The 14,365-nt window shown below is 56.9% G+C and carries 9 protein-coding genes and 1 pseudogene; 5 read left to right on the top strand and 5 right to left on the bottom strand.

Going from position 1 to position 14,365, the window contains the following annotated elements; genetic code table 11:
• Positions 1–326 precede the first annotated feature (326 nt).
• From NKH23_RS12810 to NKH23_RS12800, 3 genes are read right to left on the bottom strand one after another with little or no spacing between them, the layout of a single operon-like run.
• Positions 327–1,379 carry a hypothetical protein gene (locus NKH23_RS12810; RefSeq protein WP_352502734.1) on the bottom strand — a complete coding sequence of 351 codons (1,053 nt, stop codon included), beginning with the start codon at positions 1,377–1,379 and terminating at the stop codon, positions 327–329.
• On the bottom strand, positions 1,376–3,442 hold the full coding sequence (locus tag NKH23_RS12805) for an ORC-CDC6 family AAA ATPase (protein WP_352721688.1): 2,067 nt from the start codon (positions 3,440–3,442) through the stop codon (positions 1,376–1,378). Before NKH23_RS12805 ends, NKH23_RS12810 begins: the two co-directional genes overlap by 4 nt.
• Complete coding sequence (locus NKH23_RS12800; RefSeq protein WP_353034741.1) at positions 3,443–4,780, bottom strand: metallophosphoesterase family protein; 1,338 nt, start codon at positions 4,778–4,780, stop codon at positions 3,443–3,445.
• 531 nt (positions 4,781–5,311) lie between these two features.
• On the opposite strand from NKH23_RS12800, the pseudogene NKH23_RS12795 reads away from it, so the two are divergent.
• The 4 genes and pseudogenes from NKH23_RS12795 to NKH23_RS12785 all read left to right on the top strand — a co-directional run bounded on the left by NKH23_RS12795 (position 5,312) and on the right by NKH23_RS12785 (position 7,215).
• Positions 5,312–6,457: pseudogene (locus tag NKH23_RS12795) on the top strand (IS30 family transposase).
• Between the two features lie 44 nt (positions 6,458–6,501).
• The gene (locus NKH23_RS34575) at positions 6,502–6,633 is read left to right on the top strand and encodes an epoxide hydrolase N-terminal domain-containing protein (RefSeq protein WP_502907050.1); all 132 of its coding nucleotides are present in this window, start codon (positions 6,502–6,504) and stop codon (positions 6,631–6,633) included.
• Between the two features lie 67 nt (positions 6,634–6,700).
• Entirely contained in the window at positions 6,701–6,949 is a 249-nt protein-coding gene (locus NKH23_RS34570; protein WP_502912348.1) for a hypothetical protein, read from the top strand.
• Positions 6,844–7,215 carry a protein NO VEIN domain-containing protein gene (locus tag NKH23_RS12785; protein WP_352502737.1) on the top strand — a complete coding sequence of 124 codons (372 nt, stop codon included), beginning with the start codon at positions 6,844–6,846 and terminating at the stop codon, positions 7,213–7,215. The genes NKH23_RS34570 and NKH23_RS12785 overlap by 106 nt, the downstream gene beginning before the upstream one ends.
• A gap of 376 nt (positions 7,216–7,591) precedes the next feature.
• Here NKH23_RS12785 and NKH23_RS12780 read toward each other — a convergent pair whose 3' ends face one another.
• Positions 7,592–9,484, bottom strand: a complete 1,893-nt coding sequence (locus tag NKH23_RS12780) for a UvrD-helicase domain-containing protein (RefSeq protein WP_353034739.1) — start codon at positions 9,482–9,484, stop codon at positions 7,592–7,594.
• A gap of 267 nt (positions 9,485–9,751) precedes the next feature.
• Here NKH23_RS12780 and NKH23_RS12775 point away from each other — a divergent pair, with 267 nt between their 5' ends.
• Positions 9,752–12,685, top strand: a complete 2,934-nt coding sequence (locus NKH23_RS12775; RefSeq protein ID WP_353034737.1) for a class I SAM-dependent DNA methyltransferase — start codon at positions 9,752–9,754, stop codon at positions 12,683–12,685.
• Positions 12,686–13,449: 764 nt separating this feature from the next.
• Here NKH23_RS12775 and NKH23_RS12770 read toward each other — a convergent pair.
• Positions 13,450–14,365: IS3 family transposase (locus NKH23_RS12770; protein ID WP_353034735.1), on the bottom strand; the 916-nt coding region annotated here is incomplete at its 5' end.

Genomic DNA, 14,365 nt, shown 5'->3' with positions numbered 1-14,365 from the left:
TCAAAAAATCTCGTTTGATATTTGTCTAATATTCGTCTCCTGGCGACCCGTGGAGACTCGTGGAATCATGACGGTTCACAAATTTCAAAAGCGAGCTCCGCTGGCGTCGGCCCAACAAAGAAGCCAGACGGCGCGTCCGAATATGAGCGGCTCTCGCGAATGACCAAAATAGGGCCGGAAGCTGTCAGTCCGCCGTTAGACCAAGCCACCCGCAAGCTGCCGTTCTCCTGAAATCACATACCGGATGATATCGCACTTTCTATGTATGTTGTGGATCAACCCGTATGGCCACGGCGATCACGATGCTGCGTGAAAGCAAGACAGAGTCAGAACGTCCCAGGAAGGCTACAAGCAGGCGAGGTCAGATCGATCAGCTTGTAAAAATGATATCGCCCGTTCGCTGAAACCTCCCGGTGGGCATATGAGGTAGGGATTCGCGCCTTAATCTGGACCCGGTTGTCACTGCACGCCAGAACGGCTGCGGCAATCGCCTGAACTTTAGGCCCGCTCACGAATACGTTCACGACCGATCGCGAGCCGAAACCCTCGAGATAAGCTTCGAAAGCGTCGAGGTGAGCCGTAAGGCCGAATGCTTCGATGTCGCGAACTTCACCTTCTTCAAGCCGATGGGTCTCACGAACTTTGGCAACCTGCTGATCTAGCAATACATCGATGTGCTCATTTCGTTCGCTTCGGGGAACGAGAAGAGAGATTCGTTCCGGACTTACCAGATCGATCAATCCATAGAAGACGTCCGCATCTCCGCCGATACCCACCAGCAGGATCTTCTCCTCACCCATACCGCCGCCGCCTTGAAGATGGGGTACCGTCACATAGCGGTCGAGGCCGCTGGAAAAGTCCTCTTTGCCGGCTGCATTCTCATAAGTCCCTTCGGCATAGCCGAACTCCAGCGACTGGATAGCCACTTTCTTGAAAGCGAAGGCAACAAGCCACTGAATGTAGATCCGGGGCATCGTTGAGCATTCTACGAAGACCTTGCGCAGGTTTCCCTGGTAGGAACCATAGGACTCGGCCATTTGCGACAGCGTGTGGTCGAGGATATTGATGTTCTTCTGGTATTCGATTGATGCTTCCAGGTCGACAACCGTGACATCGATGCCCCACCGCTTGCCTATCGCAACGAGCTTTTCCCGGTTGGCCTCAACGGCCGCGATGCCGGTGCTCTTTAGCGCGAAGTCGAGAACGATCATTTTCTTGACCTTAAGATCAACGTGGTCGCCGAAGGCGGTGAACCGCGTCTCCCATCCAAGCGCAACGATCGCAATGTCTGCTTCGACCACTTCGACAGCACCGCGATCACTGACCCTCTCAGTGACAGCCACGTTGCCGAACACCCGATACTCAACCGTTGGGGTCATTCTAGATCACTCTCAAACAGAGAGCCCTGAAATTCGGTATGTGAAGCCGGCCGTGCGACGAGTTCTTTGAACACTGCGTCGGCCCAGTCCTCCGGGATGCGGTATCGCGTGAAGAGCAGGTCAACGATTCGCGCAGCCGGAATTGTGTTCGTCTCATAGGGCCCGCGATAAGAATATCCAAAGTACGGGGCAAAACGACGATGCAACCGTATGAGCATCTCCTTCGATCTTGCATCGGCCCGATCCACCTCCAAGTTGCCCGCAGCGGAGACCTCGCGAATGAAACCATCTTTCTCCGCACGTCGCAGGACCTCGTCTAGTTTCCCTGTTGGAAGCTCGAGCTTATTCACGAGCGAGCGCATCTCACTAAGATCAACCTTGAAAATACCCCTTTCAGTTGTGCCGAGGGGGCTATCCTCGGCAAAGTCTGTTTGGAGGCGCGCGGTGAGGTATCCGAGCGCACGCACCATGCGCACGCTCTCTTCCTCATAGGGATGTGAAAGCGCCTGCAGGCCGTCCATCTTTCTCTTGGAGGCAGCGTTTACTGCTTGTTTTTGCTGTTCGATGGCGATCTGCGAATCCGAGTTGATGAAGTCCACCAGCTTGCGCAGATCGCTCGCATTCGGAACGCTACGGCGGAAGATCTCCCCCATTATGTCAAGGAAGTCTCGTATGCAGACATCGCTCAATGACGTAATTATTTGGTGCCCTACGTAGGGATATTCGTGGAGGCCCAGAATTCGGCACGCTTGCAGGAACGCCCACCCCTGCTTTCGTGCTATCGAGCGCATCAGATTCGCTGCGTCCGCCGAACTCATGGGCTTGCGTTTAATTTCCGGTTTCATGAGCGCGAGCGCCAGACCCTCCGCATATGGCCGCGCCTTCCTGTGAAGATGAAACTGTTGCTGGTCGGCGGACCTGAGGTTTATGGAGAAAAATTCGCGCGCTGCCTCCGCGAGGGTCACTAGCCTGTCTCGGCCTTCGGAATGCCCCGTTTCAATCACCCGCTCTATGATTTCGTTGACCGAAAGCCTTCCCAGTCGGCTTTTCAATGAAAACGCGTTGAGTGGGCTCTTGCGCTTTAGGTTGCTTCGCAGCTCATCGGGAAGCGCGTAATATAGTCGAAGTGATGACACGTTCTCGCAGAGGGTTGCGAATTCCTTGTTCGTTACTGAGTCGAGATTTTCGACGTCGCGGTCGGCGTTCGATAGGGACTGGCCCGGTATGATGGTCCGGATCGTGTCATAAAGTCCGCCGATATAGGCGAGCACCCACTTAACGTTGCCGCGCGTTTTCCTGACCAGCGTGTTCAAGAACTGCTGCTGTAGCGGCGTGAGCGCCTCGCAGTCGTCAATCAGTATCTTGAAGAACGGGACTGTGCCGCTCGCGAAGGCAGGCCCTTCCAAGAGCGGAGTGATCGCAGTTGCAACCTTGTTGATTATGGCTCCGGGGTCTGTTGCCCTGAAGTTTGTCTTTGCCGTGTCCGCCGCGAAGAAGAAGGCATTGAAGCAGTCGTCGATGTATCGCGTAACCCCCGCCCGCAATTCGTCGATGCTGAAGAAGTCTGGACGCGCTGGTTGCGGGATGAAGTGCAGCACTTGGCGATGCAGGGCTAGCGCGACGTCGCGATCGCCAGATGCTGGATATTTGAGGTGTCCGTCCCGCCTGAGTTGGACAACACTCTCAAGCAGACGTTCGACGATCTTCAGCTCTAGGTAGTGAGAGAAGATTATAAACTGTCGGTTAGCCACCGCAGTCGGATCAAGCTGTATATTCTCGGGAATGAGACTGAGGACGGCATTGTCGATCAGCGGCGAAAATGTCTCGTTCAGCTGAAAGAACACTCCATACCAGCCGAGCTTTCCGACTTGTTCTGCAAGATTGTCGTCCTCAAGGATGTGAGCCGTGGAAAGCGATCTAAGAATGCTAGTCTTGCCACTTCCCCTGGTACCCGCCACGAAAACAGGCTTTGCTGCTGTCGAAATCGAAGCTGATTTCTGACTAAACCAAAGAATCGGTCGACTTTCGTATTCTATCCTGTTGGGACCAAAGGGGTTCTGCATCTACTCTTCCCTTACCTTGATCCGCCATTCCGAGTTGGGTTTCGTCAGCCCGTCAATCTCGATGATCCGGGCTGCCTGAAGCATTAGCAGGGAGTCTTCCAGATCCTGGTCGGGCGCGGCCGTCGACGCGATCTCCACTAACTCGTCCCAGAACAGTAGGGCGCTGCCACGCTTCTTGACGTGATCACGGAGCCGGCCGAGCAGATCAAAAGTTTCGCCACTCAGGAAGGCCTTGCCGCTGGCGATGGTCGAGATGAAGCAATGCTCGCCTTCAGTGACCAGACCATCGGCGACGTTCGTTCGATAGGGAATCAAGCGGATACCGACAAGTTCTCCCTGATCTGTCATGAAGAAGACAAGCTCGTTGAACCCCGCCTGTATCTCTGGGGCTGATATGCAGATCAGCTTGCCGTTTGGAGATCGCGGATCGCTGACGATTTCTACGGGGTCACTATGGATGTGCCCGTGCAAGTAGACGATCGACTTATCGCTTTGAAGCAGCTGGGTCCGGACAAAACCGCTGTTGAGCATCTCCGCGTAAGGTGTGATGCGTGGAATTTTCTGCGGAAGCAGGTTGTGGTGGCCTATCACGATGCTGAACCGCATACCGACTTGCTGGAGCAACTCTTGAAGCCCAGCAAGCATCTCCCGTGAGATGTACGGGGTGTCAAGTTGACCGTAGTACTCATCATCCGATGCGTCCTTTGTTGGGTCATTTGGCGGCGTGGCGGGGGAATGACCTGAGGTATCCGAGGTACCCAAATCAACCGGGTCGGCCCCCGTATTGAGTTCCTTGAGCCGATCGCGAAGAAATGCAGGAAGGTTCTGAAGCTCCCAGCTACCTATCGCAGTGTTGACCAAGATGACATTGGCGCTACCCGACTTGGCCGGAAGCCTGAAGTGGACAGGTTGGTCCACTGGCACAGTTTCCCAACCGAGGCCAGCTGCCAATCCTGCCATTTCGCTGAACTTCTCGGTCGGTCCGAGCTCCCGCGCATCGTCGCGATTCACGTCATGATTACCGGGAACAAAAATCAGGGGGAGAAATGCTGATTTACTACCCTGCGCGCGGCACAAAAGGGTCAAATGCTGGAAGGCGGACGCGATGTATTCCTTGTCGCCACGGCTCGTAAAATCCCCCATGAATGCCACCGCATCTGGGCGCTTCGTGGTGATCAGTCGCCGGAGCTTGGTAAGGACTGCCCGAAGTGAGGAGGCACGCAACTTCTGGGTGATCTTCGGAGCGAACTTGCTGTCCTTTGCATCGATGTCGCTAGCGGAGGAATGCCAGTCTGGATAGTGAACATCGCCGATTTGAAGGATTCGCACACGCTGCATAAATTGCTCCCCTGCCGATAGCCATAGAATGAACTGTCCGACTTTGCCAAGCGCGAACGACGGGTCGCCACAACTTGCAACAACTACTTTGCGTAGCCGATGAAATTCATCCCGCCTCGCTTGTGAATCGGCTTATTCAGCGGAACGTTCTCGTGGAGAATTCAAGGCAGATGGAATTGGAGGAACACATTGCCCCGGTTAGCGACCCAACGTGAATATCTTGATGCGGACCGCATGGTCGGTGTCAGGCAAAACAGCGTCGATGGTGAACCGGCAGGGCTATAGTGGTTGTTGCGTGTCGATAGGCACGATTTGCAGAGCGCGCCGTCGTGATTCACAGTCGCCAAGATATTTTTCCACCGCGAACCGTTTGCCAGACGACCTCTAAAGATGCTTATCGGTCACACCGCACGTGTCATTCGAGCGTCCGCTTTCGAGCGCAGCGAAATCACCACGGAGTGTCTGAAATTGGGCGGTGGGTTCAACCGGTCGTCGCAACACCTTTGATCTGAGAGGATGGGGAGGTGTCGCATGGTGACGTCACGGATCTGGTTTACCACGGAGCAGAAGGCCGAGCTCTGGGAGCGATGGAAGCAAGGTCAGAGCATTTCGTCGATCTCGCGGGCACTGGAGCGCCGGAACAAGGGCGGCGTTCAGCGGATCGTATCCTTACACGGCGGCATTGCTCCGGCAGCAAGGCGTAGAGCGGCCTCGGCGCTCGAGCTGGGGGAGCGCGAAGAGATCTCTCGCGGGATTGCGGCAGGTCTTGCCATCCGCGCTATTGCACGAAGTCTGGGACGATCCCCATCGACGATATGTCGGGAGATCTCCCGCAATGGCGGTGCACAAACGTGTCGTGCAACCCGGGCCGACAAGCAGGCTTAGCAGTGCGCGCTTCGACCGAAGCAGTGTCGCCTGGCATGCTCTGGGCGGCTACGGTGGCGGGTGGCGCAAAAGCTGGCGCTGCAATGGTCGCCGGAGCAGATAGCAGGCTGGCTGAGGCGAGCGCACCCAGGCGATCCAAGCATGCGGATATCTCACGAAGCGATCTATCGCAGTCTATTCATCCAGTCGCGAGGGGTGCTCAAGAAGGAACTGACAGCGCATCTGCGCACCAAACGACAGATGCGCCTCGGCAAAGGTGCACAGAGCCGAACGGGGCAAGGACAAATCCTCGATATGGTCTCCATCCGCGAACGTCCCGCCGAGGCGGAGGATCGTGCCATCCCAGGTCATTGGGAGGGTGATCTGCTCACCGGAGCGAATCGCCAGCCTGGTCGAGCGACACAGCCGGTTCACGATGCTTGTGAAGTTGGCGAGGAGAGACTCTGCGACCGTCGTGGCGGCCCTCGCCGAGAAGATCGGCACATTGCCCGAAGAGCTGCGGCGCTCGTTGACATGGGCCCAGGGCAAGGAGATGGCTCGTCACAAGAGCTTCACCGTCGCAACCGATCTACAGGTCTACTTCTGCGACCCGCGCAGTCCCTGGCAACGCGGCAGCAACGAAAATACGAACGGTCTGCTCAGGCAGTATTTCCCCAGAACAACCAACTTCTCCCAGGTCTCGCAGGCCCAACTCGACGGCGTCGCCCTGCGGCTCAATCAGCGCCCCCGAAAAACCCTGGACTTCGAAACACCCGCCGATAGGCTACAGAAGGTGTTGCAGTGACCGGTTGAACCCACCCTGCGCAAAGCTGTCGTTCGCGACGCTGACTTAGCAGTTGGCCCCGACCCGCCTGCCCCTTCGCGAAACCGCCAGCGACACTTCGCAGGGCCTACAGCTGAAGAAACTGCGGCACCTGCTGCGCTACTGGGGTACGGACTACGATTGGTCCAAGGGAGACCCAAGCTGAATGCCTTGCCGCAATTCGTGACCACCATCGACGGGCTGGATATAGCCGTTCCGGGCACGAAAACGCTTTGCCGCTGATCATGACCCATGGCTGGCCCGGCTCAATTTTTCGAGTTGTTGAAGATCGTCCGTCCGCTTACCGCCTCACCCCGCCAGCGGCAGCTGGTATTCCGGTGGGTCCAGCAGTTGGCGTCCGCCGGAAGCCAACGACGTGGACAGGGATCAAAAGGTCGGCGCCCGAGGAGAAGAAATCGTTTACCGCGCGGAATTGGAGCGGGTTCGATTGCTCGGCCATGGGGAACCCGAGAAGCACGTGATCTGGGTCTCGAGGACACATCCTGGCGCCGACCACGACATTCGATCCATCGACAAGGAGGGAAAACCCCTATGGCTCGAGGTGAAATCGACCATGGGGGTCGACGGCCGATTTGAATGGCCGCAGCGGGAGTTCGAAAAAGCGCTCCGTGAACGTGACCGATACATATTGTGGCGCGTTTACGAAGCCCACACGACGCATCCAATTGCGAAGCCGTTCGCCAATCCAGCTGGCCTGCTGGAACGGTGCATGTTGCGAGTGGACTGAGCGGAATGGTCGGATTTGTCGAGCCCAAATAAGCGACTAAGAGAACTCAACTCCTGGTGAAGTGGAACTTCCTTAGCGACTTCGAGGCACGGACGAGCCTGGCCGGCCAGCGTTTTCGCTTTTTTTCTGTTTCCAGACCGAGCTTCGCACACAACCCCTGGGCAGCGGCCGTGAATTAGCCCGCGGGAATGCAAGTGGGACCAGAGCATCCGGAACATGATCGAACGTGCGGCCGCCAAGTGGATGTCCTCGATCTTGTCCGGAGAGCTACCTGACACTTGACGGTTGTCGCCGGCCTGCGCCCAAGCGGACATTCAATCAATCAGCAGGGGGCAGATTAAATCCCAGAATAGGGCGTATCCGGCGGGCTCGTAACTTACCCGCCGAATAGACGGGAAAAGAAGCCACGCTTGGCCGGTTTCTGGGGGACATGCGGTGGTTGGACTCTGCCGCTTTCCTTTACCGGGTCCTCCCAGTCGGCCGGTTGCGTAACAACGCGCTTGGCCAAAGCCGGCGCCGCCAGCCCTAACGACACGGCCGAAGTTCGCGTTTGCTCACCTTTGACACCCATGACGGGGATTTCTATCGCCTCCTTGGCGCGTGTAACGGCGACGTAGAACAGTCTAAGTTCAGCAGCATCTTCACGCTCTTGTTGGGCCTTATCCGCAGTAGTCCGTGCCTCTCGGGTCTTCAAAAAGTCGTCCATCAGTCGGACATTCTTCCATTCCCGTCCCTTGGCTTTGTGGGCTGTCGAGATGACAAGCTCGGCTGCCTCCTGGCTGACCGATTGGTTGATAGCCCACAGGAGGCGCTTTTCGCCCTTACTCTGCACCAGATTGACGAACATGGTCAGGTGCTCGCCCTCGGTGGTCTTGGCGAAATCGACGACCGATTCCCAGTTTGTGAAACCGAAGAAGTCGGGGACGTCGGTCGGACGCCCCTCTTTCAAGTCGCGCACACCCCAGAGCAGCTCCTTGAGATCCTTGTTGTCGCCAACGAGATGTGGCTTGCAGCCCTCGTCGAGGCACTGGATTAGCGCTGTCATGACGTTCGCGTTGGTCCTCGCTAAGATGGCGTTGGGTTTGCAGCTGCCGACACGGCTTCGCAGGGCGGGATTGCCCGTCAACGGCACACTCTCACCGAGCCGCAGCAGCACGCGGGAGGCTTCACCAGCGATTTCCGGTCCGAACCGGAACGACTGGGTCAGCCCAACAATGGAGTCGGTTTTGATCGCGTCCATTGCATTCACCGCGCCGCGCCATTCGTAAATCTGCTGGTATCGGTCACCAACGTAGACAAGCTGAGCGCTTTGCCGCTGCAGTACGTCGAGCACCACGGGATTAGTGTCCTGCGCCTCATCGAGGAGTATATAGTCCGCTGCAATCTGTGGCCTGGACAGGCCCCAGAGCTTTAAAAACCCGTCAAAACCCAGTGGGATCGCGTCCTTGGGGTCGCACATCCGCTGCCACACGTGCTTGGCATTGTTGCGGGCGAACTCGTTCACCGCCGCCAGACTGTCTTCATTGGCCGTAAGCAGGGATCCATGGCGAGGCACGTGTGCGTCAGAGATCTCATCGTCGCCGCTCTGCGCGAACCGTTTGACCGTCTGCTGGATCAAATAGGCTTGTGAAACTGTCTGTAGCGAATGGTCGCGGTCGACTCGCCAGGTCTTCTTAAACCCAAGGATCTCTGCGAGCTGCTTGGTGCTGACCTTCCCTGCGAACTTTTCCCTAGTTTCTTTATAACCAGAGTGCAGTGCCTTCAGCGCCAGCCTATGCGTTGTCGAGCAATCTACCGTCGGAGGAAACTTGTCACGGGCGTCCCCGACAATCGCCTTGTTGAAAGCGATATACTGGCCGCGGCGGCGAGTGCCGTGCGCAAGGAATTGCAGTGTCGCGGTCTTGCCTGTACCCGCATAAGCGTTGATACGGAGCGAGCCACCAGACAGGAAGGCTTCAATTGCCTGTTGTTGCTCTGCGGTAGGTTTGCGATCTGCGGTAGGTTTGCGACCTCCCCTCTTCCTCGCAACTTCCTTGCGCGCCACGGAGGGCTGGTCTCTACCATTTGTGAGACTTCGGTCGAAGAGGTCCGCCTGCTTTACATCCAGTGCGGACTTGGCACGCATCAAAAGTCTCCCGGCACGAGCTGTCTTCCTAAATCCGGCTTCACCAACGACGGCTTTGACTGCCTTGGAATTACCACTCGCGGTGGCTTTCTCCAGGATTGCCTCAAGCTGGTCGATGCTCAACGAACTAAATGGCCGCTTCATTCAAAATCCCCCCAGCCGATTTCGCGCCTATAATCAGGCTCGAGTCAAGTTGAGAACCCGAGCACGCCCGCATCGCGAAGGCGTGATAGTGCCGGTAAGCAAACGCGCCGACTCTTGTCGATCGTTCCCTTTCAAACGCGACCTTCACGCAAGCTGCCGACAATTATGCTGGCATGGGTAACTCTAATTGCTTTGCCGTTCAGAACCGGTACTAGCTTTCCTGCGACCAGCTTGTCGGGCGCGCCATAACGTTAATGAGAACCGCTGATGACTCCGCATGAATTCCTAATGAAATGGCGCAATGTCGAGTTGAAGGAACGCTCTGCCTCGCAGAGCCATTTCAACGATCTGTGCGCGCTTTTAGGAGTGCTAGACCCAGTCTCTGCTGATCCCACGGGAGATTGGTTTACGTTCGAGAGGGGTGCGAGCAAAACGAGCGGTGGCGAAGGCTGGGCTGATGTATGGCGGAGGGGCCATTTTGGCTGGGAGTATAAAGGCCGGCATGCCAACCTCGATAAAGCCTACAACCAGCTTCTTCAATATTCAGTCGCATTGGAGAATCCGCCGCTTCTGATCGTATCCGATATGGCCAGAATAATCATCCGGACCAACTGGACGAATAGCGTTCAGGAGACGCACGAATTCGCGCTCGACGATCTGATCGATGGCGCAGTGCGAGACCGGCTAAAAGCAGTTTTCCTCGATCCTGATATCTTTAAACCGAAAAAAACTCGCCAGGAATTAACCGAGGAAACCGCCGGAGAATTTGCTGAGCTGGCGCAGCGCCTGCGGGACCGTGGCCACGAAGCGCATCAGGTAGCGCATTTCGTCATCCAACTGGTATTTTGTATGTTCGCGGAAGATGTGGGCTTGCTGCCCGACCATCTCTTCACAAAAATGCTCGAGGTCAGCCGCAACGACCCGACGAAATTTACTGAAAATGCTGCGACGCTTTTTGGCGCGATGGCACACAAAGGGGGAAAGGTCGGCTTTACGGCGATCGATTGGTTTAACGGCGGCCTGTTCAAGGACAACCATGTACTACCGGTGACCGCCGATGACATCGTCAAACTGCTCGCGGCTGCTGGACGTGACTGGTCGCAGATCGATCCCTCAATTCTCGGTACGCTGTTTGAGCGGGGGCTGGACCCCGCTAAACGCAGTCAGTTGGGCGCGCACTACACCGACCGCGACAAAATCATGATGATCATCCGTCCGACAATCATCGAACCGCTCGAGGCCGAATGGGCTGAGGCGTTTGCGAAGGTTACTGCGCTCGTCGAGAACGCCCCGCGTCAGACGAAAGACAAGCTGCTGCGAGGGTCGGAGCTTGCCAAGCGCACAAGGGCAATCACCGAGGCGGAAACAATTCACAACGCCTTTATTGAGCGCCTTTCGAACTTCCGTGTCCTCGATCCTGCCTGCGGTTCCGGCAACTTCCTGTACGTCGCACTGCGGTCGCTCAAGGACATAGAGCATCGCGCTAATCTCGACGCCGAAGCTCTCGGCCTTCCACGCGGCTTTCCGCGTATAGGACCAGAATGTGTGCTTGGAATCGAACTCAACCCATACGCAGCGGAATTGGCGCGCGTTTCAGTCTGGATCGGCGAAATTCAATGGATGCGGCGCAATGGCTTCGACGCTGTGAAAGACCCGATCTTGCGGCCCTTGGAGACAATCGAGTGTCGAGACGCCCTTGTAGACTACGATGCCGAGGCGGACAATTGGGTGGAGTCAGTTTGGCCGACGGTAGATGTGATCGTCGGCAACCCACCGTTTCTCGGTGGGAAAAGCATGAGGCGCAACCTCGGCGACGAAACCACCAAAACCATCCGGCGTATCTATTCGGGGAGAATAGCTCCCTTCTCCGACCTGGTTTGCTACTGGTTTGAAAAGTCGCGAGCGATGATTGCAGAGGGGAGGCTTCGCCGGTGCGGCTTGGTAGCTACCAAGGCAATCGCAAAGAACGCCAATCTTCCAGTGTTAATACGATTGAGCGCCGACACTAGAATATTTAATGCTTGGCAGAATGAGCGGTGGGTGGTCAACGGTGCAGCAGTTAGGGTTTCCGTTGTTTGCTTCACTGGCAAAGACCCTATCAGGGGTACAAGCCTAAACGGAATTCAAGTCAAGCACATCAATCCGAACCTTACCTCAGGTATTGATACGAGCAGCGTCAAACGGCTCGGGCAAAATACGGGTTCCGTCTTCATTGGCGTGCAACTTAGCGGCCCTCTTACCGTCCCTCGTGAGCAGGCGAAGAAATGGTTGCAATCGCCGACGAACCCGAATGGCAGTCGGAATTCGAAGGTTCTTTCAGCTTACGCATCGACCGACGATATCGTTGGGCGTCCTGCGGAAGAGTTTCTTATCGATTTCCCTCAAGGGCTGAGCAAAACGACTGCAAGCGAATTCGAGCTGCCCTTCGAGTACCTTCATAGCGCACGATATGATCCCCACAGGGACGGCCAGCTAGTCAGCTTTACGAACTACCGGACATCCACCCCCGGTCAAAACCCTTCCTGGTGGGAACCTCACCGATCACGCCGAGCAATGAGGGCGATCCTTCAGACGGTTGACCGCTATCTGGCTACGGCCGAAACTACCGAGCATCGAGTATTCCGCTTCCTTCCGTCGACGATGGTTCCGGATAAGACCCTTTATGCCTTCCCATATGCAGGTTTGACCGGCTTCGGGATTTTGCAGAGCTCTTTTCATGAAGTGTGGTCCACATACTTTGGCAACCGCATCGGCGCTGGAAATCAGCGGCGATACAATGCGTCGTTTGTATACCTTACCTTTCCCTTCCCCGAAGGTCTCACCCCCGACATTCTCGCTGCTGACTATGCCGTTGATCCTCGCGCAAATGCGATCGCGACCGCGGCCTCACGACTTGATGAATTGCGAGAGAATTGGCTCAATCCAGCCAACCTGATCGAGCGGGAGCCGGACATTGGGCCGGACTATCCCAATCGCATTGTGCCCAAGGATGAGCACGCCGCTAAGGAGCTCAACCAACGCACCTTGACCAACCTTTACAACGCAAGGCCCCAATGGCTGGCGAACGCTCACGCCGAACTCGATGAGGCGGTGGCAGAAGCCTACGGCTGGGCCGACGATTGGCGAGCTGGAGTGCTCAGCGACGATGAGATCGTGGCCCGGCTGTTTGTCCTCAATCAACAACGCCCTTTGGCATCATAGTTCGGTCTGCTCGGGACAGTAGCCGGACTTGCCGCCACGGGGCAATGCAGGTTCAGGTATCACTGCGAATAGCGGAAAGACACATATGCAAAACGAAATTAATCAAACAGATTATGTCTTTAGAATATCATGCGTCATTATAACTTGAGATATGCTTTCCTAGATTTCTGTCGCTAGTGAGAACGTGCGATGCAGCGCTCCCCTCACCCTGGCACCGCCCCGGAAGGACCCGCGATTTTCATAACCATTTGAAATCATTGCACATCGCGGCGTACGGTATTGTCGCTCGGAATTTCGCCGCCGCAAAGCTCGATGATACGTGGCACTGAAAGCCAGGGTCGAAGCGTGGCCGTTCCGTTCGCTTGTCATCATATTTGCTGCGGTTTTTCAGATAATGGTCAGCGTCAGCGCGGAATGAGCGGACAAAGCCCCTAACCGTTTTGCTCTTCGCGGCGTAGTGCGGATAGGTTTTAAGGTAGCGCAATCGAAGGCCCGCGCTCACCTTGCTTCATCGCATCCCGCTCGGGCATGGCCTCAAGTGTGGATAGCAGGCGAGCGGCCTCCTCCAACACCCGGCTCTCATCGGTTCCGATGTAGTGTTCCGCGACTTTGCGCATGATCCCCTGGGGCCTTCTCAAACTCGCCCCGATTGAGTGGAGGCGGAACTGTCGCCATAGGTAGAGCGGCCCCTGACGGACGACTTGCACGATCAAACATGGTCAAACCCCAATTTGTGGGGTTGTTGGTGACCTGCCACTGAATTTTCATCCGGCTGCAGTTAGAGCCTCGGCGGGTTTTACGCCGTATGGCGCGGGTTGAGCAACGGGTGATCGGCGGAGCTGGTCGGGGTTGCGCAGCCGATCGTCCGTTGCGGTGAGATTGGCGGCATAGGCCGCAGGCGTGATGTATCCGAGCGCCGAATGTGGGCGCGATCGGTTGTAGTCGTCTGCCCATTCGGCGATGGTTGTTCGGGCATGGTCGAGGCCGAAGAACAGGGTTTCGTTCAGCAACTCGTCCCGCATCCGCCCGTTGAAGCTTTCGCAGAAGCCGTTCTGCATCGGCTTGCCCGGCGCGATGAAGTGCCATTCCACCTGATGATCCTTCGACCAGGCGAGGATCGCGTTCGAGGTGAACTCGGTGCCGTGGTCAGAGACGATCATGCCCGGCTTGCCGCGGTGAGCGATCAATTCCGTCAGTTCACGCGCCACCCGGCGGCCGCAGATCGAGGTGTCCGGGATCGCAGCCAGGCATTCGCGCGTCACGTCGTCGACGATGTTGAGTACGCGGAAGCGCCGGCCGCAGGCGAACTGATCATGGACGAAATCCAGCGACCAGCGCGCGTTCGGCTTCGCCTGGACCAGGATCGGTGCCCGCGTCCCTACCGCTCGGCGCCTGGAGCGTCGCTTGCGCACGGCCAGTCCTTCTTCGCGGTATAGCCGGTAGATGCGGTTGATACCCGATGCCTCGCCTTCGCGCCTGAGCAGAATGAACAGCCGCCGATAGCCGAAGCGCCGGCGCTCGTTGGCCAGGTCGCGTAGCCGGCCGCGCAGTGCCGCCTCAGGTGGGCGACAAGAACCATACCGGATCATCTTGCGATCAGCGCCCACAAAGGAACAGGCCCGCCGCTCCGACAGGCCCATCGTGGCCTGCAGATGCGCGACGGCTTCGCGCTTGGCGGCG

Origin of the sequence: Mesorhizobium sp. M1328 (genome assembly GCF_040318075.1) — a bacterium.
Classification (GTDB): domain Bacteria; phylum Pseudomonadota; class Alphaproteobacteria; order Rhizobiales; family Rhizobiaceae; genus Mesorhizobium.
Note: the sequence above shows the minus strand (reverse complement) of the source record. Positions and strands in the feature narration are given on the sequence as shown.